General features: G+C 36.6%; 27 protein-coding genes and 2 other annotated features. All 27 genes read left to right on the top strand.

Annotated elements, in window-relative coordinates; translation table 11 throughout:
* The first annotated feature begins 235 nt into the window (after nt 1-235).
* Nucleotides 236-361: an HAD hydrolase-like protein gene (locus ACMW72_RS10450; RefSeq protein ID WP_418368784.1), complete on the top strand. Its 126-nt coding sequence runs from the start codon at nt 236-238 to the stop codon at nt 359-361.
* Between the two features lie 7 nt (nt 362-368).
* Entirely contained in the window at nt 369-551 is a 183-nt protein-coding gene (locus ACMW72_RS10445) for a hypothetical protein (RefSeq protein ID WP_418368783.1), read from the top strand.
* 22 nt (nt 552-573) lie between these two features.
* Nucleotides 574-1,281 (top strand): MgtC/SapB family protein, encoded by a 708-nt coding sequence (locus ACMW72_RS10440; RefSeq protein WP_418368782.1) that lies wholly within the window; start codon nt 574-576, stop codon nt 1,279-1,281.
* 99 nt (nt 1,282-1,380) lie between these two features.
* Nucleotides 1,381-1,854, top strand: a complete 474-nt coding sequence (locus tag ACMW72_RS10435; protein ID WP_418368781.1) for a CtsR family transcriptional regulator — start codon at nt 1,381-1,383, stop codon at nt 1,852-1,854.
* A 1-nt stretch (nt 1,855) separates the two neighbouring features.
* Nucleotides 1,856-2,392, top strand: a complete 537-nt coding sequence (locus ACMW72_RS10430) for a UvrB/UvrC motif-containing protein (protein WP_418368780.1) — start codon at nt 1,856-1,858, stop codon at nt 2,390-2,392.
* Nucleotide 2,393: 1 nt separating this feature from the next.
* Nucleotides 2,394-3,461 (top strand): protein arginine kinase, encoded by a 1,068-nt coding sequence (locus tag ACMW72_RS10425; protein WP_418368779.1) that lies wholly within the window; start codon nt 2,394-2,396, stop codon nt 3,459-3,461.
* Nucleotides 3,462-3,481: 20 nt separating this feature from the next.
* Nucleotides 3,482-5,899, top strand: a complete 2,418-nt coding sequence (locus ACMW72_RS10420) for an ATP-dependent Clp protease ATP-binding subunit (protein WP_418368778.1) — start codon at nt 3,482-3,484, stop codon at nt 5,897-5,899.
* A 136-nt stretch (nt 5,900-6,035) separates the two neighbouring features.
* A complete protein-coding gene (gene radA, locus ACMW72_RS10415; protein WP_418368777.1) occupies nt 6,036-7,406 on the top strand; it encodes a DNA repair protein RadA in 1,371 nt (456 codons plus the stop codon).
* Entirely contained in the window at nt 7,406-8,482 is a 1,077-nt protein-coding gene (gene disA, locus ACMW72_RS10410; protein WP_418368776.1) for a DNA integrity scanning diadenylate cyclase DisA, read from the top strand. Before radA ends, disA begins: the two co-directional genes overlap by 1 nt.
* 20 nt (nt 8,483-8,502) lie before the next feature.
* Nucleotides 8,503-9,141 (top strand): phosphatidylserine decarboxylase family protein, encoded by a 639-nt coding sequence (locus ACMW72_RS10405; protein WP_418368775.1) that lies wholly within the window; start codon nt 8,503-8,505, stop codon nt 9,139-9,141.
* Entirely contained in the window at nt 9,134-9,847 is a 714-nt protein-coding gene (gene pssA, locus ACMW72_RS10400; protein WP_418368774.1) for a CDP-diacylglycerol--serine O-phosphatidyltransferase, read from the top strand. Before ACMW72_RS10405 ends, pssA begins: the two co-directional genes overlap by 8 nt.
* 329 nt (nt 9,848-10,176) lie before the next feature.
* Nucleotides 10,177-10,680 carry a CarD family transcriptional regulator gene (locus ACMW72_RS10395; RefSeq protein ID WP_418368773.1) on the top strand — a complete coding sequence of 168 codons (504 nt, stop codon included), beginning with the start codon at nt 10,177-10,179 and terminating at the stop codon, nt 10,678-10,680.
* Between the two features lie 101 nt (nt 10,681-10,781).
* Complete coding sequence (locus tag ACMW72_RS10390) at nt 10,782-11,870, top strand: PIN/TRAM domain-containing protein (protein ID WP_418368772.1); 1,089 nt, start codon at nt 10,782-10,784, stop codon at nt 11,868-11,870.
* Nucleotides 11,871-11,882: 12 nt separating this feature from the next.
* Nucleotides 11,883-12,572: a 2-C-methyl-D-erythritol 4-phosphate cytidylyltransferase gene (ispD, locus tag ACMW72_RS10385; protein WP_418368771.1), complete on the top strand. Its 690-nt coding sequence runs from the start codon at nt 11,883-11,885 to the stop codon at nt 12,570-12,572.
* Nucleotides 12,569-13,048, top strand: a complete 480-nt coding sequence (gene ispF, locus ACMW72_RS10380) for a 2-C-methyl-D-erythritol 2,4-cyclodiphosphate synthase (RefSeq protein ID WP_418368770.1) — start codon at nt 12,569-12,571, stop codon at nt 13,046-13,048. Before ispD ends, ispF begins: the two co-directional genes overlap by 4 nt.
* 66 nt (nt 13,049-13,114) lie before the next feature.
* A complete protein-coding gene (gene gltX / locus ACMW72_RS10375) occupies nt 13,115-14,575 on the top strand; it encodes a glutamate--tRNA ligase (protein WP_418368769.1) in 1,461 nt (486 codons plus the stop codon).
* Between the two features lie 34 nt (nt 14,576-14,609).
* Nucleotides 14,610-14,824: a binding site (T-box leader), on the top strand.
* Between the two features lie 70 nt (nt 14,825-14,894).
* Complete coding sequence (gene cysE / locus ACMW72_RS10370) at nt 14,895-15,533, top strand: serine O-acetyltransferase (protein ID WP_418368785.1); 639 nt, start codon at nt 14,895-14,897, stop codon at nt 15,531-15,533.
* Complete coding sequence (gene cysS / locus ACMW72_RS10365) at nt 15,530-16,945, top strand: cysteine--tRNA ligase (RefSeq protein WP_418368768.1); 1,416 nt, start codon at nt 15,530-15,532, stop codon at nt 16,943-16,945. Before cysE ends, cysS begins: the two co-directional genes overlap by 4 nt.
* The gene (locus ACMW72_RS10360; RefSeq protein WP_418368767.1) at nt 16,930-17,370 is read left to right on the top strand and encodes a Mini-ribonuclease 3; all 441 of its coding nucleotides are present in this window, start codon (nt 16,930-16,932) and stop codon (nt 17,368-17,370) included. The genes cysS and ACMW72_RS10360 overlap by 16 nt, the downstream gene beginning before the upstream one ends.
* Nucleotides 17,348-18,124, top strand: coding sequence for a 23S rRNA (guanosine(2251)-2'-O)-methyltransferase RlmB (gene rlmB, locus ACMW72_RS10355; protein ID WP_418368766.1), 777 nt, complete (start codon nt 17,348-17,350; stop codon nt 18,122-18,124). The genes ACMW72_RS10360 and rlmB overlap by 23 nt, the downstream gene beginning before the upstream one ends.
* Nucleotides 18,125-18,126: 2 nt before the next feature.
* Nucleotides 18,127-18,642, top strand: a complete 516-nt coding sequence (locus tag ACMW72_RS10350; RefSeq protein ID WP_418368765.1) for an NYN domain-containing protein — start codon at nt 18,127-18,129, stop codon at nt 18,640-18,642.
* A 76-nt stretch (nt 18,643-18,718) separates the two neighbouring features.
* Nucleotides 18,719-19,375, top strand: a complete 657-nt coding sequence (gene sigH, locus ACMW72_RS10345; RefSeq protein WP_418368764.1) for an RNA polymerase sporulation sigma factor SigH — start codon at nt 18,719-18,721, stop codon at nt 19,373-19,375.
* A 290-nt stretch (nt 19,376-19,665) separates the two neighbouring features.
* Nucleotides 19,666-19,815, top strand: a complete 150-nt coding sequence (gene rpmG / locus ACMW72_RS10340; RefSeq protein ID WP_418368763.1) for a 50S ribosomal protein L33 — start codon at nt 19,666-19,668, stop codon at nt 19,813-19,815.
* A 15-nt stretch (nt 19,816-19,830) separates the two neighbouring features.
* Complete coding sequence (secE, locus tag ACMW72_RS10335; protein WP_418368762.1) at nt 19,831-20,058, top strand: preprotein translocase subunit SecE; 228 nt, start codon at nt 19,831-19,833, stop codon at nt 20,056-20,058.
* Nucleotides 20,059-20,094: 36 nt separating this feature from the next.
* Nucleotides 20,095-20,628 (top strand): transcription termination/antitermination protein NusG, encoded by a 534-nt coding sequence (nusG, locus tag ACMW72_RS10330; RefSeq protein WP_418368761.1) that lies wholly within the window; start codon nt 20,095-20,097, stop codon nt 20,626-20,628.
* Between the two features lie 147 nt (nt 20,629-20,775).
* Nucleotides 20,776-21,201 (top strand): 50S ribosomal protein L11, encoded by a 426-nt coding sequence (rplK, locus tag ACMW72_RS10325; RefSeq protein ID WP_418368760.1) that lies wholly within the window; start codon nt 20,776-20,778, stop codon nt 21,199-21,201.
* A gap of 83 nt (nt 21,202-21,284) precedes the next feature.
* Nucleotides 21,285-21,974: a 50S ribosomal protein L1 gene (gene rplA / locus ACMW72_RS10320; RefSeq protein WP_418368759.1), complete on the top strand. Its 690-nt coding sequence runs from the start codon at nt 21,285-21,287 to the stop codon at nt 21,972-21,974.
* 47 nt (nt 21,975-22,021) lie between these two features.
* Nucleotides 22,022-22,149: a sequence feature (ribosomal protein L10 leader region), on the top strand.
* The last annotated feature ends 10 nt before the right edge of the window (nt 22,150-22,159 follow it).

The following is a 22,159-nucleotide window of genomic DNA, read 5'->3' as shown; positions in this document are numbered from 1 at the left end:
CGCCGATGGTACTTGGACCGAAGGGTCCTGGGAGAGTAGGACGTTGCCAGGCAAGATAAGGCCACCTTTTGGGTGGCTTTTTTTTTTGCTATCAGGAACTATTTTTTCTGGATTGAATATGAAAAATATGGTATATAAAGATTAAATATAGTAAAAAATCTGACAAGAAGATTAGGAGCTAACCACATTACATAAAATGTAATGTGGCTTTTTCATAAGAGGAAGCAGTTATGCGGTGGTGACAGGCATTCGTGCAATCATTTTTGATTTTGATGGAACACTATTTCAGACAGAAAAATTGGCAATCCCTTCGTTTATAAAAACTTTTGAAACCTGCCAAAAAAAGCTCAAAAAAAGCTAATCGTTATATGTTCGAAAATGAATTAGAGGGAGTAAAAAAACGGGCTGGTGCATTATATCCAGAAGTCAAAGAAACGTTAAACAATTTACCGACGATTGGCTGTGCCTTTGACTTTACAGTTGATCAAGAGTTAATAGGAGCGGTTATAAAAATACAAAGATTTGACCAACTGCCTTATGCTATTCATTAGATTTTGTAAAGGAGTGATTAAAATGACATGGTCAAACGAATATCTGCATATACTTTTTCGTTTAGTTCTTGCAGGACTAATGGGGGGAATTATTGGATTGGAACGAGAGGTAAATAACCACCCAGCAGGATTACGTACGAATATACTTGTAAGCCTTGGGTCAGCATTAATTATGCTTTTATCCATATATGGATTTCAAGATTATTATAATTCCGGAGATAATATGCGCTTAGATCCACAGCGATTACCTGCCCAAGTAATAAGTGGAATCGGTTTTCTTGGAGCAGGAACGATTTTACGCCATGGTTTTACGGTTACAGGTTTGACAACTGCAGCTACGATTTGGGTCGTTTCAGGAATCGGTTTAGCGATTGGCGCAGGTTTTTATTTAGGAGGTATTTTAACGACATTATTTGTTCTCATTAGTCTCATGATTTTGGCAAAACTAGATACCTTTATTATCAAAAAGCGACAATTGGTTGAGATTCGAGTCAATGTCATTGATACCCCTGGAAAATTAGCAGAAATTGCTTCTATATTTGGGCAAAGAAAAATTAATGTAAAAGGCGTCACGATGCATGATGAAGATAAAGAAGACGGAGAACCTCCCTGTGTTAGTATTAATTTTTTAGTAAGAATGCCTAAAAACGAAAATATCCACTTGGTAATCGATACCATTAAGCAAATCCAGGGAGTGAAAGAGGTTTATTATGGTAAAAATAATGAATAGTTTGACGCAAAATATTGCAAAATGGAGAAAAAGATATATAATATAATTAAAGGTCAAAGTTAGTCAAAGTCAGTATGGTCTTTTTGTTTGGAGGACATTATGAGAAATATTTCAGACATCATCGAACAATTCATAAAAGATCTTATAAAAACAAGTGAAACTGGAGAAATTGAGATCCAAAGAAGTGAACTGGCAGAAATGTTTCAATGTGTTCCTTCGCAAATTAATTATGTCTTAAACACAAGGTTCTCATTAGAAAAAGGATTTGTTGTTGAAAGTAAAAGGGGCGGTGGTGGATATATTCGAATTAAAAAATTAAATATCCCAACCGAACAAACATTCTATGATTTTCTCATGAAAGCGATTGGTGAAGAAATTTCTCAATCGACTGCATATGATTTGATCTCTCGTCTTTTAGATGAAGAATTATTGACACAAGAGGAGTTTCTCTTATTTAAATCGATTTTGTCACGAGAGGTTTTGGATTTGCCATTACCCATTCGTGACCAAATACGTGCCAATATATTAAAAGCGATGATTAAAGTCATATTTTCTCGATTAAAGGGGGATTAAAATGCTTTGTGAGAATTGTCATCAACGGCCTGCTACCCTTCATTACACCAAAATCATTAATGGAAAGAAGACGGAATATCATTTGTGTGAACAGTGTGCAAAAGAAAAAGGTGAAATATTCCCTTATGACTTCCCTTACGATACTCCTGAATTCTCTTTCAACAATTTATTATCAGGATTACTTAATTTTGATCCCATTATAAATGGGCATCATCATCCAACATCACTAGAACAATTGCGTTGTCAAACTTGTGGTTTGACTTTTTCTCAATTTAAGAAAACGGGAAAATTTGGTTGTCATGATTGTTATCATCATTTTGAATCTCAATTAGAACCCATTTTTCGCAGAATACATGGAAATAGTCAACACATTGGCAAAGTCCCTCACCGCTCTGGTCACAATTTAAAAATAAAAAAAGAAATTAGCCGCTTAAAAGAACTATTACAACAAAAAGTTCAAAAGGAAGAATTTGAGGAAGCAGCCAAACTTAGAGATCAAATTAAAGAATTGGAATCTAAACTTATAGAAAGAGGTTAGGATGATGGGTTTTAATCGGTTTATTAATCAAGCGCTTAGTGAATGGATGAAAGGTGAAGGTCCTGAATCTGAGATTGTTATTAGTAGCAGGGTTCGCTTGGCGAGGAATCTCAGAAATTATCCTTTTCCTACTTTAGCAACAGATTCTCAAGCAAGCGCAGTAGTTGAAGAAGTCAGGAAAGCATTAGAACAAAAAGAAATGAAGCAAATCAGCCATTTTGAACTGATACAGATGGAAGATTTGACAGAGCTTCAACGAAGAGTTTTAGTTGAGAAACATTTAATTAGCCCAAACTTAGCTCAAGAATCGCGAAAAGGTGCTGTTGCCTTAAGTGAAAATGAATCCATAAGCATCATGATTAACGAAGAGGATCATCTCAGAATTCAATGTTTATATCCAGGATTACAAATCTACGATGCGTGGAAAATGGCAAGTCGAATCGATGACATTTTAGAAGCTAAATTAGATTATGCTTTTGATGAAAAAAGGGGATATTTAACCAGTTGTCCTACGAATGTAGGTACAGGAATCCGAGCCTCGGTGATGCTTCATCTTCCTGCACTAGTCATTAGCGGCCAAATGAATCGTATGATTTCTGCTATTACTCAGGTAGGTCTCACAGTAAGAGGAATCTATGGCGAAGGAAGTGAAGCGTTAGGTAATTTATTCCAAATATCAAATCAAATAACTTTAGGGCAAAGTGAAGAAGATATAATTGAAAACCTTTATGGTGTGGTTAAGCAGCTGATTGACCATGAGAAACAAGCAAGAGCTCATTTACTACGTGATTCTAAAGTTCAAATTGAAGATCGTGTTGGAAGATCATATGGTATCTTACTCCATTCCAAAATCATTGATTCCAAAGAAGCAACAGGGCGGTTATCTGATGTTCGTTTAGGTATTGATTTAAAAATGATTAATGGTTTACCCCCTACAATCTTTAATGAGTTAATGGTCATTACTCAACCAGGTTTTTTACAACATTATGCAGGAGAAATGACTCCTTTTGAAAGGGATATAAAAAGAGCTGATATCATTCGTCAAAAGCTAAGTCAATATTTAAAGTAATTGATGGAGGTGGATTAAAAATGATGTTTGGACGTTTTACAGAAAGATCGCAAAAAGTATTAGCATTGGCTCAAGAAGAAGCGGTTCGCTTAGGACATCATAATATTGGAACTGAACATATTTTGTTAGGACTTGTAAAAGAAGGAGAAGGGATTGCAGCAAAGGCATTGCAAGCTCTTAACATTAGCTTAGAAAAAGTGCAAAAAGAAGTAGAAGCACTTATTGGTAAAGGTCCCGATAAGCCCCTTAGTGTTTCCTATACGCCAAGGGCAAAAAAGGTGATTGAACTATCAATGGATGAGGCAAGAAAGTTGGGGCATACCTATGTTGGCACAGAACATATCCTCTTAGGTTTAATTCGTGAAGGAGAGGGAGTTGCTGCTAGAGTATTAAACAATTTAGGCGTTAGTCTAAATAAAGCTAGACAACAAGTATTGCAACTATTAGGAAATAGTGAAGTGGTTTCATCCAATCAAAGCCATGCTACTCATCATAACACACCTACTCTTGACGAATTAGCACGGGATCTTACCGCTATTGCAAGAGAAGGGGGATTAGATCCAGTTATCGGTCGCGATAAAGAGATTGAAAGGGTCATTCAAGTATTAAGTAGAAGAACGAAAAATAATCCTGTTTTAATCGGCGAACCAGGAGTAGGGAAAACAGCAATAGCAGAAGGATTAGCGCAAAGAATCGTAAACAATGAAATCCCTGAGACCCTTCGGGATAAACGAGTGATGTCTCTTGATATGGGAACTTTAGTAGCAGGCACCAAATACCGTGGTGAATTTGAAGACCGTTTGAAAAAAATTATGGAAGAAATCCGTCAAGCAGGAAATATCATCTTATTTATTGATGAGCTTCATACATTAATCGGTGCTGGCGGGGCTGAAGGTGCAATTGACGCATCCAATATCTTAAAACCCGCATTGGCTCGAGGTGAGTTGCAAGCAATCGGGGCGACAACCTTGGATGAATATCGAAAATATATTGAAAAAGATGCTGCTTTAGAACGCCGCTTCCAACCAATCATGGTTGATGAACCTACTGTAGAGGAAACCATTCAAATCTTAAAAGGATTAAGGGATAAATACGAAGCCCACCATCGAGTAAAGATTACAAATGAAGCGATTGAGGCAGCCGTTCGTTTATCTGACCGTTATATTACCGATCGTTTTCTTCCAGATAAAGCAATTGACCTGATCGATGAAGCTGCATCAAAAGTTCGCTTAGTAAGTTACACCGTTCCACCAAATTTAAAAGAATTAGAAGCAAAATTAGCTGAGGTGAAAAAGGAAAAAGAAGCCGCTGTTCAAAGTCAAGAATTTGAGAAAGCAGCTGCATTAAGGGATAAAGAACAACAATTAAAAGAAGAATTAGAAAGAACAAAAAATGAGTGGAAAGAACATCAAGGTAGGACAGATACGGAAGTAACCGTAGAAGATATCGCGCAAGTCGTATCTAGCTGGACTGGAATTCCAGTGAACAAGATTAACGAAGAAGAATCAGAACGTCTACTTAAAATGGAAGAAATTCTTCATAAGCGGGTCATTGGTCAGGAAGAAGCAGTTAAGGCGATTTCAAGAGCTATTCGCAGAGCTAGAGCAGGATTAAAAGATCCAAAAAGACCTATTGGTTCATTCATCTTCCTTGGTCCAACAGGTGTTGGGAAAACCGAATTAGCTAGAGCTCTAGCAGAAGCAATGTTTGGTGACGAGAATGCAATTATTCGGATTGATATGTCCGAGTATATGGAAAAACATTCCACAGCCCGCCTTATAGGTGCACCTCCAGGATATGTAGGATACGAAGAAGGTGGGCAATTAACGGAAAAAGTAAGGAGGAAACCATATTCTGTTGTACTATTAGATGAGATTGAAAAAGCACACCCTGAAGTATTTAATATATTACTTCAGGTTTTAGAAGATGGGCGTTTAACCGATGGGAAAGGACGAACGGTTGATTTTCGCAATACCATCATCATTATGACCTCGAATGTTGGCGCAGAAATGATTAAGAAAAACACTGGGCTTGGTTTTAAAACCCGTACAGTGGAACAAGATTATGATAATATGAAAGAACGGGTGATGGAAGAATTAAAACGAACTTTTCGCCCGGAGTTTTTAAATCGTTTGGATGAAATTATCGTCTTCCACTCTTTAAGCGAAGAACATATTAAACAAATCGCCACACTTCTTGCAGAACAATTAAGAAAAAGACTTATTGAATTTGGAGTAGACTTTGAATTAACTGAAGCTGCAAAAGATTTCTTAGCAAAAGAAGGATATGATCCCAATTTTGGAGCTCGTCCATTACGTCGAGCCATTCAAAAACATATAGAAGATAAACTATCAGAGGAATTATTAAAAGGAACGATCACAAAAGGGGATAAAGTTACGATTGATGTAGAGAACGGTGAATTAGTCGTAAAGAAATAAGAATTGCATAAAATGAATGAGCTCCCAAGTGGAGCTCATTTTTTTGTGCAAAGATTCTTTTCATTTATTCACCTTTATTATATGATTATTCAATATGGAATGTTAAATGCTTTTACAAAGAAAGGGAAGTGGAATCGTGGCAAGAGTTAAGTCAAGTTTTGTTTGCCAAGAGTGTGGATATGAGAGTCCAAAGTGGTTAGGTAAATGCCCCAGCTGTCAATCTTGGAACAGTATGGTCGAGGAAATGAAAAACGATTATTCTAAAACCAATCACTTATCGATCTCATCATCAAATAAACCACAGCCCATTTCCCGTATAAATATGGAAGAGGAGCTAAGAATAAATACTAATATACATGAATTAAATCGTGTATTAGGCGGAGGAATTGTACCTGGTTCCCTAATTCTCGTTGGCGGAGATCCGGGAATTGGTAAATCCACATTGCTTTTACAGACTTCTCAAAGCATTGCAAAACAAGGTCATTCCATATTGTATGTTTCAGGAGAGGAATCAGTAAAACAAATTAAACTACGCTCTACGCGTTTGAATATTCATTCTGACCAACTTTACGTGATTACAGAGAATCAACTAGAACAAATTGAAAGCGTAATATTAGAGCTTAAGCCCGAGGTCGTAATCATCGACTCCATTCAAACTATATATCATTCGCAAATTGCTTCAGCACCTGGAAGTGTTGCACAGGTTCGTGAGTCTACCGCACATCTTATGAGACTGGCAAAGAGCAATGGAATTGCAATTTTTATCGTAGGACATGTAACAAAACAGGGGGAAATTGCTGGTCCGAGATTATTGGAACATATGGTAGATACAGTTTTATATTTTGAAGGAGAAAGACATCATACTTATCGAGTCCTTCGTAGTGTCAAAAATCGTTTTGGATCGACTAATGAAATTGGAATCTTTGAAATGAAAGAAAATGGTCTTGTTGAAGTTGAAAATCCATCAGAATTATTTTTGTCACAGCGTCCAATCGGTATTGCTGGTTCTGCTGTTGTTAGTAGTATGGAAGGAACAAGACCCGTTTTAGTTGAAATTCAAGCTCTTCTCTCATCAACAAGTTTTGTTACCCCTCGAAGAATGGCAACAGGTGTAGATCAACAAAGGGTAGCGCTAATTATGGCCGTGTTAGAAAAAAGGATTGGTATGTTTTTACAAAATCAAGATGCGTATGTTAATGTAGCAGGTGGTGTGAAACTAGCTGAACCAGCCATTGATTTAGCGATAGCCATTAGTATTGCTTCTAGTTTTCGTGACCAAGCCACCAATCCATACGATGTATTTATTGGCGAAATTGGTTTAACAGGTGAAGTTCGAGGTGTATCACGAATCGAACAACGAGTGAAAGAAGCCAAAAAATTAGGGTTTAAACGTGTGATCATACCAGCCAAAAATTTAAAAGGGTGGAATCTACCAGCTGAGATTGAGATTATAGGGGTTAACACCGTTGCTGAAGCGTTAGAAATTGCTTTGGGAGGAAATATGTGATGAGTAAGGATATAAAAAGAGAAGAATTTATTATGAATGTTTTAAAGCTGGTAGCTCCTGGAACCTTCTTTCGTGAGGGTTTAGATAATGTATTAAGAGCAAAAACAGGAGCTTTAATCGTTGTTGGTTATAGTAATGAAGTAATGGAACTTGTTGATGGTGGATTTTCTATTAATTGCGATTTTACTCCTGCTCATTTATATGAGTTAGCAAAAATGGATGGAGCGATCATAATAAGTGATGACCTAAAAAAAATATTGTATGCCAATACCCATCTTAATCCTGATTCTTCGATTCCATCTTCGGAAACGGGAATCAGGCATCGAACTGCTGAACGAGTTGCAAAGCAAACTGGCCATTTGGTCATCTCCATTTCCCAACGAAGAAATGTTATTACATTGTATCAAGGAAATTATCGCTATTCCTTAAAAGATATTGGTGTGATTCTAACAAAAGCCAATCAAGCGATTCAAACCTTGGAAAAATATAAATCGGTATTAGATCAGGCATTGACCAATTTATCCGCGATGGAATTTGAAGAATTAGTCACCTTAAACGATGTGGTCTCTGTTATACAACGAATTGAAATGGTACAACGGATAAAGAGTGAAATTGAAATGTATATCCAGGAACTAGGAACAGAAGGACGTTTAATTAGTATGCAATTAGAAGAATTAGTTGCCAATATTGATCATGAAGCCTATCTACTCATCAAAGATTACCAAAAGGGAAAAGAGGATGATAGCAAGAAAATATTAATGGAATTAAAAAAATTAAGCTCTGATGAATTATTAGAAAGCACTCATATTGTTCGCATATTAGGTTATTCCAGTAATACAAATATACAAGAGGAACCTGTTTATCCAAGAGGTTATCGTATTCTAAGTAGAATTCCAAAACTTCCCGCAGCGATTATTCATAATTTAGTTGAACAATTTGAGAATTTATCGCAAGTATTAATGGCGACGATTGAAGAATTAGATGAAGTTGACGGTATTGGAGAAGTAAGGGCTAGAGCGATTAAAGAAGGATTAAAAAGAATTCAAGAACAAGTATTTATTGATCGGCACATTTGATTGGATGAAGAGGTGAGCATATGAAAGACCATGTATTGATTAGAGAGGGATTGCCTACTTTAGGAGTATTACTTATTTTTACTGTTATTTTATACTTGCTTTATCCTGCGTTAGCGGTAATTGGAATTGGACTTATTCTGTATGTCTTATTTTTTTTTAGAGACCCCAAAAGAACCATTACAATCGATGACAAACTAGTTTTGGCGCCAGCAGATGGATTAGTCACCAATATTGAGAAAGTCTTTGAACCTCAATATTTACAAGAAGAAGCAATTCGGGTAAGTATATTTATGAGCCCTTTTGATGTTCATGTGAATCGCAGCCCCATTTCAGGTACGGTTAACTATCTTGAATACCGGAAAGGGGAATTTATCTCGGCAACAAAATCAGAAAGTCACGAGGTCAATGAAAAGAATTTTATTGGCATCACCAATGGGAAGAGGAAAGTTCTCGTTGTGCAAATCGCAGGAATTATGGCAAGGAGAATCGTAAATTGGACAAAAATGGATCAAAATTTGACCCAAGGTGAAAAGATCGGAATGATTAAATTTAGTTCAGGAACCCAAATATACCTTCCCTGTTCAACCGAGATTCTAGTGAAAAAAGGAGAAAAAATACAAGCAGGGAAAACAATTATCGGGAGGTTTGCAAATGATTAACCGTATTCTTCCCAGTTTATTCACTGTTGGGAACTTGTTTTTGGGGATTATTTCGATTATTTTAGCGTTTGATAACAACGTTGAATACGCGGCCATTATGGTGATTATCGGAATGTTGTTAGATGGACTGGATGGAAGAATTGCAAGGCTTCTTCACACCCAAAGCGAATTTGGCAAGGAGTTAGACTCATTATCGGATGTGATTTCATTTGGTGTGGCACCAGCATTTATTATGTATGTCGCCGCTTTACATGAAATGGGGGCTTTAGGTTGGGGAGTCACTGCTCTTTTTCCTATTGCTGGGGCTTTAAGACTAGCAAGGTTTAATGTAAGCTCTGGCGTACCTGGTTATTTTACAGGGTTACCGATTACTGCTGCTGGTGGCGTTCTTGCAACAATGACACTATACCATCACGTATTTCCACCGATTGCGTTGCCATTAGCGATGATTTTTTTATCTTATTTAATGGTAAGTAATATCAAATATCCTAATTTTAAAAAAGTAGGAATTCCCAAAACCGCTTACTTTGTAACTCCATTTATCATCTTAATCGTTGTTTACTTAGCCAAAAAATATCCTGTTCAATTTCCTAAGGTCGTTTTCTTACCCTTAGTCATTTATGCACTACTTGGCGTTCATAGGGCGATCTTTCGAAAAAGGAAAAATCCATTTTTAGAGGATGATTATGAATCTGAGGTAGAATAAAATGAAGATTTCATTCATAAATTGAAGGGGCAGCGAAATTGCTCCTTTTTTTTACGCTCTCTTTTCAAACATATAATGGCTTGTATGTTCTAACGCTGATCCCTCGCGTTTTTTCTTGAATAAACATTCGGTAGGAAATCGCTTAACGAAAGTCGCAGCTTATAGAACATACAAACCTTTTTTCATTTGATTTTATTGAAGACAAATTGGAAAATAGCTCTCTTAGTTTGATATATTGACTTTATGCTTTAAAATATGCTAATATATTATTTTTAATTTTGACATGATATTTCAAATGTGATAAAATGTAAATATATTTTAGCCCGGGGGTGACGCGATTGTTTAATGTTGGTGACAAGGTCGTTTATCCAATGTATGGTGCGGGGATTATTGAAGCAATTGAAGAGAAAGAAATTTTAGGGGAAAAGAAGTGCTACTATGTGATGAGAATGCCAATTGGGGATATGAAGGTGATGGTTCCAATTCAAAGTGTAGATGAAATTGGACTTCGACAAGTGGTTGATGAAGAAGTAATCAATCAGGTGATCGGTCGGTTAAAATTAGAATCTACGGATCAATCCACCAATTGGAATCGTCGCTATCGGGCAAACATGGACAAAATGAAAAGTGGAGATATCTACGAAATCGCAGATGTAGTCAGGAATTTGATGTTGCGAGAGCGGGAGAAAGGATTATCTACAGGTGAGAGGAAAATGCTAGAAAATGCAAAAACGATTTTTATCAGTGAATTGGCTTTAGCAAAAGATCTTACTGAGGAAGAAGCTATCGCCTTATTAGATAATATTATTTATGAGAAAAATGCGTCAATTTGACGCTTTTTTTCTGCGATAAAACGTTAATAAATATAGAGAGTTTCAAAATGATAGGTTTGTTTTTGAGGAAAATGTTAATAATGATAGAAGGAGGTGAAAATATGTTAAAAAGGGTTTTTCAAATCTTTTTTGTCATTTTAGGTGGTACGCTGGGATATTTGTTGATCCCTGAATTACTTTTAGCGAACCACTTATTTGGCATTGATCAATCGTTTAATAAAATTGTATTAAATTTGATTGGAATCGCCTTAGGTGGACTTGTATTATTTTTATTAACAGCTTGGTTTATGGATACCATCATTCGTTGGATTCAAAAAGGTGAGGAATTTATTTTAAAAATTCCGGTAACTGATTTTCTTTTTGGATTAATTGGTATGATTTTTGGACTCATTATCTCTACATTACTTTCACAGGCAATCAAATACATACCTGTTATCAACCTGATCGTTCCTATTTTTTTATCCATAATATTAGGGTATTTTGGTTTTCGCCTAGGGTTTAAGAAACGAGATGAATTCATGGCTGTATTCTCATTAGGAAAGTTTAATAAAGAGAAGGCAACCAAAAAGGACTCTCCTAAATATGAACATAAAATTTTAGATACAAGTGTGATTATTGATGGGCGAATTGCTGATATTTGTAAGACAGGATTTATTGAAGGAATTCTTGTCATTCCTAGTTTTGTTCTTGCGGAACTTCAGCATATTGCAGACTCTTCTGATACCTTAAAAAGGAATCGTGGCCGTAGAGGTCTAGATATTCTAAACAAAATTCAAAAGGAATTAGATATTAAAGTATTGATTTATGAAGGTGATTTTGAAGAAATCCAAGAGGTGGATAGCAAATTAGTGAAACTAGCAAAAGTGTTAGAAGGAAAAGTAGTCACCAATGATTATAATTTGAATAAGATTTGCGAATTGCAAGGAGTTCCTGTACTGAATATTAATGATTTGTCTAATGCAGTGAAGCCTGTCGTCCTACCTGGTGAAGAATTAAATGTTCAAGTTATTAAGGATGGGAAAGAACATAATCAAGGAATTGCATATCTTGATGATGGCACTATGATTGTCGTTGAAGGAGGAAGGGAATATATTGGCCATCATTTAGATGTATTAGTGACAAGTGTATTACAAACATCGGCAGGAAGAATGATCTTTGCGAAACCAAAATTATTAGAAAAGGCATTATAGGTGGTTTGAAAGATGAAATGTGGAATCGTGATACCAGCAGCTGGGAGAGGCAAACGAATGGGGGGAGAAGTGAACAAGCTATTTATTTTGCTTGATGGAAAGCCAATTCTTGTTCACACACTAGAAAAATTTTCGCAAGTGCCTTGGATTGAAGAAATCGTTATTGTCTCTCACCCTGAAGAAAGAAAGATAATAGAACAACTAGTTGAACAATATGAAATAAAGCGTGTCAAGGCGATTGTGCCAGGTGGCAAAGAACGACAAGATAGTATCTATAATGGTCTTGTATTTTTAGAAAGCGAATATGTAATGGTTCATGATGGAGCAAGGCCATTTGTGAAACAAAAGCATCTAGATCTTCTTTGGCAAACCCTTCAACAAAAGGATGCTGTTGTCTTAGGTGTACCGGTGAAAGATACGATTAAAATGGCAGATCAGGATGGTTTTATCCAAAATACCCCTGATCGTAAGAGCTTGTGGGCGGTTCAAACCCCACAAGCTTTTCGTCTTTCCATTCTAAGAAAAGCCTACGAAAAAGCGAAAGAGGATGGTTTTTTAGGGACGGATGATTCTTCTTTAGTGGAACGTTTGGGAATTGAGGTTGTGATCGTTAAAGGAGATTATCATAATATCAAGATTACAACTCCTGAAGATTTAATTCTCGCAGAAAGTATTTTAAAACATTGGAGTGAAGAGGTTTGATTCGAATTGGCCAAGGCTTTGATGTTCATCAATTTGCTAGAGATCGCAAATTAATCATTGGTGGAGTCGAGATCCCTTATGAAAAAGGGTTACTGGGTCATTCTGATGCAGATGTGTTATTACATGCATTAGCGGATGCGATTTTAGGAGCCCTTGGGAAGGGAGATATCGGTAAATGGTTTCCTGATAATGACCCAGCGATAAAAGGGATTGATAGCAAAGTGATCTTAGAAAAAGTTTGGCAAGAAGCAGTAAAAGAGGGTTTTCAATTAGAAAACGCAGATCTGACAATTATTGCCCAAAAACCCAAGATGGCTGGGTATATCCCCATGATGAGGGAAATTATTGCTGGTATCTTAGAAGCTAATGTGGAACAGGTTAATGTCAAAGCGACAACGACAGAAAAACTAGGATTTATAGGTCGGGAAGAAGGAATCGCTGCCTTAGCTATTGTTTTATTATCAAAAAAGCAATGAAAGTTCATTTTTCCTATGGTATGATAGCTAAAGTGTAAAGGTAATCATTTAGGAAAGGATGAGAGTATGTCAGATCAGGTTCGTGTAAGATTTGCTCCAAGTCCCACCGGACATTTACATATTGGAAGTGCACGTACGGCTTTATTTAATTTTTTATTAGCAAGAAAAATGAATGGAAAGTTTATTATTCGCATTGAAGATACAGATCAAGCAAGAAATGTAGAAAATGGCGAAGAAAAACTACTAAAGGGATTAAAATGGTTAGGAATCAATTGGGATGAATCAGTTGATGTAGGTGGAGAATTTGGACCTTATCGATCTATGGATCGTTTAGATATTTATAAAAAATATGTAAACCAGCTGATTGAGCAAGGACAAGCATATCATTGTTATTGTACGCCAGAAGAAATTGAAGCAGAAAGACAAAGTCAACTTGCAAAAGGTGAAACGCCAAAATACTCAGGGAAATGTCGTTATCTCACCCCTGAACAAAAAGAACAATATGAAAAAGAAGGTCGTAAACCAAGCATCCGTTTCCTTGTTCAAGAAGGACAAATCTTAAAAGTAGACGATATGATTCGTGGGGAAGTAAAGTTTGAATCTGATGGGATTGGCGACTTTGTCATTGTTCGTCCAGATGGGATTCCAACTTATAATTTTGCGGTGGTTGTTGACGATTATTTAATGGAGATTACGCATGTTATACGTGGTGAAGAACACTTATCCAACACACCAAGACAATTGCTGATTTATCAAGCTTTTGATTGGCAACCCCCTCGGTTTGCTCATATTCCACTGATTTTAAATCCGGATCGAAAGAAAATGAGTAAACGCGATGAATCAATTATTCAATTCGTGGAACAATATAAAGAACTAGGCTTTCTACCTAAAGCGATTTTGAATTTTATCGCATTACTTGGATGGAGTCCAGAAGGGGAGGAGGAGATTTTTACTTTAGAAGAATTAATCTCCCAATTTTCTCTAGATCGAGTGGCAAAGAGCCCTGCTGTTTTTGATATTCAAAAATTATATTGGATGAATAACCACTATATCAAAACAACTCCTTTAGAGAAAGTCGTTGAACTATGTTTACCTCATTTACAAAAAGAGGGAGTTGTGCCTGAAATATTAAGTGAGGAACAACAAATATGGGTGAAAACTCTAGTTGCTCTCTATCAAGAACAATTAAACTATGGACAAGAAATTGTCGAATTTGCAAAAATGTTCTTGACAGATGAGATTCACCTTGAAGAGGAAGGGAAAAAGATTTTATCAGAGAATCATATTCCTATTATTATGGAAGAATTTAAAAAACAATTAGAATCCTTAAATGAATATGTGCCAGAAACGATTAAAGGAGCGTTAAAGGCTGTTCAAAAAAATACAGGCTATAAGGGAAAACAATTATTTATGCCGATACGAGTAGCGACAACAGGTTCTACGCATGGACGCGACTTGCCAGAAACCCTTTTCCTCTTAGGAAAAGAGAAAGTGTTAAAACGAATCGACCAACTATTGACAAGTTAGTGTCTATCATAGAGAATAATATAAAAGTGAAAACGAACATGCGATGAGAAAGAGAGTAGATCTTTTGCTTGGTCAACAGAGAGGGCTTCCTTGGCTGGAAGAAGTCTGTCCAACTTAAGATTGAAATGCGCTTTTGAGCTTTGAATCTGAAGGTAGTAGGATTCAACGGGGCTGCCGTTATCAAGATAAAGTGAGGATAGGCTCATCCTATCCTAAACAGAGTGGGACCGCGGTATAACCGTCTCTGTGCTAAGGCTCAGAGACGGTTATTTATTTTTAAATAAAAAGGTGTGATGGAGGTGGGAATGTGTTTAAAAGGATGATAGAAGATGTTAAGGTAATCCTTGAAAAGGATCCGGCGGCCAGAAATATATGGGAAGTTATTCTTGCATATCAAGGTTTACATGCAATATGGATTTATCGTATCGCTCATGCTCTATGGAATCGAAAATTTTATACATTGGCTAGAATTTTGTCCAATTTTGGGCGTTTTTTAACGGGGATTGAGATCCATCCAGCAGCAAAAATCGGTAAAGGTTTGTTTATCGATCATGGTACAGGTGTCGTCATTGGAGAAACTTGTGAAATCGGGGATTACGTAACCATCTATCAAGGAGTAACTCTTGGCGGTACTGGAAAAGAAACGGGAAAACGTCATCCTACGATTGGAAACCATGTATTAATCTCAACAGGTGCCAAGATACTAGGTTCCATCAAGGTTGGAGATTATGCAAAGATTGGTGCTGGATCCGTCGTTCTAAAAGAAGTACCACCTTATTCAACGGTAGTGGGTATTCCAGGAAGGATTGTCATTCAAAATGGAATGAGAGTTAAGGATGATTTAGACCACGTTCATTTGCCAGACCCTGTGGCTGATACCATTCGCTCGATGCAAGAACAAATTGATGAATTGAAAAAGGAATTGGAAATCCTAAAAGCAGGAGGAGGGAAAAAGTGATTCAAATTTATAATACATTAACGAGAAGAAAAGAAAAGTTTCAACCCATTGAACCAGGTAAGGTGAAAATGTATGTCTGTGGACCAACCGTTTATAACTATATTCATTTAGGCAATGCAAGGCCTTTAGTTGTATTTGATACGGTACGCCGTTATCTTGAATACAAAGGTTATGAAGTCACTTATGTACAAAATTTTACGGATATCGATGATAAAATTATTAATAAAGCAAAAGAAACAGGAAAATCTCCATTAGAAATTTCCGAACAATATATTCAAGAGTTTTTTGTAGATGCCGATGCTTTAAATGTTAAAAGGGCAAGCATTCATCCAAAAGTAACAGAAAATATGAAGGAAATCATCGATTTTATTCAAGGATTGTTAGATCAAGATGTAGCTTATATTGCAAATGGCGATGTTTATTTTAAAACCAATCGTTTTAAAGATTATGGGAAACTTTCCCATCAATCTATTGATGATCTGCAATCAGGAGCTAGAGTAGAAGTAGATAAGAATAAGGAAAATCCACTAGACTTTGCATTATGGAAAAGGGAAAAACCTGAAGAAATCGCTTGGGATAGTCCTTGGGGCAAGGGAAGACCAGGGTGGCACATTGAATGCTCTACGATGGTTCGAAAGTATCTAGGTAATACAATAGATATTCATGCTGGAGGGGCAGATCTCATCTTTCCTCATCATGAAAATGAAATCGCTCAATCTGAAAGCCTTACCCATCAACCTTTAGCCAACTATTGGATGCATAATGGGTATATTAATATCAATAATGAGAAAATGTCTAAATCTTTGGGGAATGTGATCACCATCCATGATTTAAGCCAAAGAGTGAATCCCATTGTTTTACGGTTTTTGCTTTTAAGCGTCCATTATCGCCATCCCATCAATTTTACTGAGGATTTAATCGAACAATCAAAAAATGGATTAGAACGAATTAGAACGACCTATCTCAATCTCACCCATCGGTTGGATGGTACAAGGATTGGAAAAAGGCGTGATTTAGAAAACGAAGCCATAGAAAAGATCCAAGAGTTCCAACAACAATTCGAAAAAGAAATGGATGATGATTTTAATACAGCGAATGCCATTACGGTGATTTTTGATTTGATCAAGCAAGCCAACCTTTATTTGCAAAATCAAACGGTCTATCAAGAGGTTATTCAAATTTTTATGGATAAATTACAGTTATTATTAGGGATTTTAGGCTTAGACCGAATCTTAGTAAAAAGCCAAACAAATACTAAAGATGATCTCTGGATTGAAGAATTGATTGAAAAAAGACAAGTCGCAAGGAAAAATAAAGATTGGGCTTTAGCTGACAAAATACGGGATCAGTTAAAAGAAGCAGGAATTATTCTCGAGGATACACCTCAAGGAGTTAGATGGCGAAGAAAATGATAGGAAACAATGTCAATTCAAAAAAAGCAAAAGAAATGAACGCTCTAAACTTAGCTTATATTGGCGATGCTGTATATGAAATGTATATTCGTCACTTTCTCGTTTTACGAGGCGGGAAACCTAATATGCTCCATAAGAAAGCGATTCAATTTGTGTCTGCCAAAGCACAAGCTCATATCCTTCATTATTTAATTTCCAAATTGACAGAAGAAGAAATGGACATTGTAAAACGGGGACGAAATACAAAATCTCCTTCTTCACCCAAAAATGCGGATATTGCTGATTATCGTTATAGTACCGCGTTTGAGGCTTTAATTGGCTATCACTTTTTATCTCAGAATATCGAAAGAATGGAGTCATTAATTCAAGAATCTATAGCTTTTATTGAAAGGGAATATAGCAATGAACAAAATAAGACAAAATGATCAAGAACATACGTATATTTTGGGCAAAAATCCCGTATATGAAGCTCTTAAATCGGATCGTTCCATCAATAAAATCTATATTGCAGAAGGAATTCAAAAGTCAAGTTTGCAAAAAATACTTGCTCTTGCAAAAGAAAAGGGAGTCATTACTCAATATTACCCAAAAAAGAAATTAGATCAAATGACTGAAAACAAAAACCACCAAGGGATCGTCGCTTCCATCGCTGCATATGAATATACAGAATTAAGGGATCTCGTTTCCGAAGCCAAAAAAGCAAATCATCTACCTTTTCTTGTATTATTGGATGAAATCGAAGACCCCCATAATCTAGGTTCGATTCTTCGTACGTGTGATGTTGTAGGCGTTGATGGAGTGATTATCCCAAAACGGCGATCAGTTGGCTTAACCCCAACTGTTTCTAAAACTTCCGCTGGTGCGATTGAGTATGTTCCTGTCTCGCGAGTGACAAATCTTGCTCAAACGATTGATTACTTAAAAGACGAGGGTTTTTGGATTGTTGGTACTGACGCAGCAGCTGACCAAATGTATCATGAAATTGACTATAAAATGCCTGTTGTGATTGTCATTGGCAGTGAGGGAAAAGGAATTTCGAGGCTCGTGAAAGAAAAATGCGATTTTATGGTCAAATTGCCAATGCAAGGACATATAAATTCCCTTAACGCGTCAGTAGCAGCAGGTATAATTCTTTACGAAGTCTATCGAAATCGAGGTTTCTATCGTGAACGGAGTTAAATATGGAAGAGTTACTCATTGTTGATGGATATAATATCATTGGAGCATGGCCGAAGTTACGGGAACTAAAAGAGGCAGGGAACTTAGAAGAGGCTAGGGATCAACTGATTGATTGGTTAAGCGAGTATCAGGCTTATTCGGGGCGAACCGTCATTGTTGTTTTTGACGCTCACCAAGTACCTGGTCTAGGGAAAAAATATCAAGATCGCCGGTTAACCATTTACTTTACGAAAGAGAATGAAACAGCTGATGAATTTATTGAAAAATTAATAGGTGAACTTAAGAATCAGAAGCGGACAATCTATGTTGCTACTTCCGATTATACTGAACAAAGGGTAACCTTTGGACAAGGAGCTTTGCGGATCTCTGCAAGGGAACTCCTTCTCGAACAAGAAATAGTAAAAGATTTAATTCAACAAACCGTAAGTAAACGTAATCAAGGACTAAAACAAAATATCTTTTCTGCAATTGATTCAGAAACAATTAAATTTTTTGAAAATTTCCGCAGGAAAAAATAGACTCAACTTGACGAGTAAGGTTACATAATGTATAATATTTCTATCTTTTGAAGTGGCAATTGGCGGAGGGGTCGCGGTGAGTGTTAACCTCAAAGAAAGTAACACATTGATCCAATATGAATATGCTCTTGATGAAGAGTTAGTTGATCAAGTCCACGAAGGAGATATTGTTGCACTAGAATATTTAATTCAACGTTATAAACATTTTGTCAGATCAAAAGCGCGATCCTATTTTTTAATCGGTGCTGATCGAGAAGATATTATTCAAGAGGGAATGATTGGATTATATAAGTCGATTCGCGACTTTCGCGGGGATAAGCTCTCATCGTTTAAAGCTTTTGCTGAATTATGTATTACAAGGCAGATTATCACAGCGATAAAAACAGCAACGAGACAAAAACATATTCCATTAAACTCTTATGTATCGTTGGACAAGCCTATCTATGATGAAGAATCGGATCGAACCCTTCTTGATGTCCTTTGTGGCAATAAAGCAACAGATCCAGAAGAGTTAATTATCAATCAAGAAGAATTTGAAGATATTGAAGAAAAAATGGGCGAATTATTAAGCGATCTAGAAAGACAAGTATTACGTTTTTATCTAGATGGAAGGTCTTATCAAGAGATCGCTGAAGCACTAGGTCGGCATGTTAAATCGATTGATAATGCATTGCAGCGTGTAAAAAGGAAATTAGAACGATATCTCGAAGGGAAAAAGGAGAACAATACATAAGACTTCTTCATTGAAGTCATACAAACCAGCTGATTAGGTTTGTATATTCCGTAAGCAGCGACTTTTGGAGTTTATTTATACACGGACAACAAAGCGCGTTGGAATATACAAACCTTTTCTTGTTTAAATATCTAAAGGATGTTATAAACTGTATCACTGTATTTTATTGACATTGATTTTTGATTATGTTAAAGTATTTGGGGTAACCATGCATTCATGGCTGTAAAAAATTTAGCCATCAGATAAATGTGTCATGGATAGATTAGCATGTGGGAGGTGTGTTATTTAATATGCGCGTGATTATAACCTTGGCTTGCACCGAATGTAAACAACGGAATTATACCACGACCAAAAACAAGCGTAATAATCCTGACCGCCTTGAATTAAAAAAATATTGCAAGTTCTGTAATGACCATACATTACATCGTGAAACCCGTTAATGGAGGTGCTCCTTTATGTTTTTAGTAAATATAGGGGCAGGACTAATGAATAGCTTGCGGTCAACTCGGGATTTTTTTAAAGAAAGTCTACGGGAATTAAAAAAGGTTCGTTGGCCGAACCGCAAAGAGCTGATTAGTTATACGACCATCGTCATTTCGACGGTTGCCTTTATAGCTATATTCTTTGCTATTGTCGACTTAGGAATTTCTTCTATACTATCATTAATTGGCTTAGGTAAGTAATCACAAAGGAGGATAAGGACTAGCGTCCAGTATATTATGGAAAAGAAATGGTATGTGGTTCATACTTATTCAGGGTATGAGAACAAAGTAAAAACCAACTTAGAAAAAAGAGTCGCATCCATGGGAATGGAAGACAAAATTTTTCGCGTCTTAGTACCTATGGAAGAAGAGATTGAGAATAAAGATGGCAAGAAAAAGTCAGTGATGAAAAAAATATTCCCTGGCTATGTACTTGTAGAAATGATTATGACGGATGATTCTTGGTATGTTGTTCGTAATACACCTGGAGTAACAGGTTTTGTTGGTTCATCAGGCGCTGGTTCTAAGCCAATTCCTTTATTAGATGAAGAAGCAAAAGCGATTTTAAAACAAATGGGTATAGAAGAAGTTCGTCCAAAAGTTGACTTTAAGTTAAAAGAAAATGTGAAGGTGATTGAAGGGCCTTTTCAAAACCTTGTTGGTCATATTGAAGAAATCAATGAAGAAAAACAAAAGTTGAAAGTTTTGGTCAATATGTTTGGTCGGGAAACGCCTGTAGAGTTGGATTTCGATCAAGTGGAAAAAATTTAATATATTCTACCAATAAGATAAGTTGAAATAAATTTGTGATTATGGTAAATTGAATTTGTTATGCTTATTCGCTCCCATAAATAGGATTTGTTGTAAGTGGGAGGGACTTACCCGTTAACCACATTTTGGACTAAGGAGGTGTGTCGCATGGCAAAAAAGGTAATTAAAATCGTTAAACTACAGATTCCTGCTGGAAAAGCGAACCCAGCACCACCAGTTGGTCCTGCACTTGGTCAAGCAGGCGTAAATATCATGGGATTCTGCAAAGAATTTAATGCGCGAACAGCTGATCAAGCAGGTTTAATCATTCCTGTTGAAATTACCGTATATGAAGATAGATCATTTACATTTATTACGAAGACTCCACCTGCTGCGGTCTTACTTAAAAAAGCTGCAGGCATTGAAAGCGGTTCTGGCGAGCCAAATAGGAAAAAGGTAGCGACAATAAAACGTGCAAAAGTTCGTGAAATCGCTGAACAAAAGATGCCTGACCTAAATGCTGCTAATGTTGAAGCGGCTATGCGTATGATTGAAGGTACGGCTCGTAGTATGGGTATTATTATTGAAGATTAGTTGTTTGGAGGGTTGGTTCAAATGAACCAACCCTAAATAGTGGGAGGTTTAACCGTTAATAACCACAAAAGGAGGAAAATGATATGGCAGGAAAAAAATATCTTGAAGCTTTAAAACAAATTGATCGCGAAAAAGCTTATGATCCATTAGAGGCAATTGAACTTGTGAAGAAAATCTCTACTGCAAAATTTGATGAAACAGTCGAAGTTGCAGTTCGTTTAGGAGTTGACCCGAAAAGAGCGGATCAACAAATTCGTGGAGCAGTCGTATTACCCCATGGAACTGGTAAAACTCAACGTGTATTAGTATTTGCCAAAGGTGAAAAGGCAAAAGAAGCGGAAGCTGCTGGCGCAGATTATGTTGGCGATGAAGAATATATCAATAAGATTCAACAAGGTTGGTTTGATTTTGATGTCGTTGTTGCTACACCTGATATGATGGGACAAGTAGGTAAACTTGGTCGTGTATTAGGACCAAAAGGTTTAATGCCAAACCCTAAAACAGGTACTGTTACTTTTGACGTTGCTAAAGCTGTAAAAGAGATTAAAGCGGGTAAGATTGAATACCGTGTTGATAAAGCTGGAAACATTCATGCACCAATCGGTAAGGTTTCTTTTGATAGTCAAAAACTGCACGAAAACCTACAAACTCTTATTGATACATTGATTAAGGTAAAACCAGCAGCTGCAAAAGGACAATACATCCGCAACGTAACCATTAGTTCTACAATGGGGCCAGGAGTTAAAATTAATCTTGCTAAAGTTGTGAAATAATGGGTTTTGACTTTCCTTATTTCCTATGTTAATATAGATGTCGTTAATTGAATAGAATAGCTATACCGTAGACAGTAGGTGCCGATTGGCTTAATTTCCTACCGAGGTAATAAAGATATCTGTATGTAGGTATCGAGTGCCTTCGCTGTTTGCGTGGGCCTTTTTTATTGGTCCCGCAACAATAT

Source organism: Tepidibacillus sp. LV47, from assembly GCF_048381575.1.
Classification (GTDB): domain Bacteria; phylum Bacillota; class Bacilli; order Tepidibacillales; family Tepidibacillaceae; genus Tepidibacillus.
This window is presented reverse-complemented; position numbering and strand designations above follow the sequence as displayed.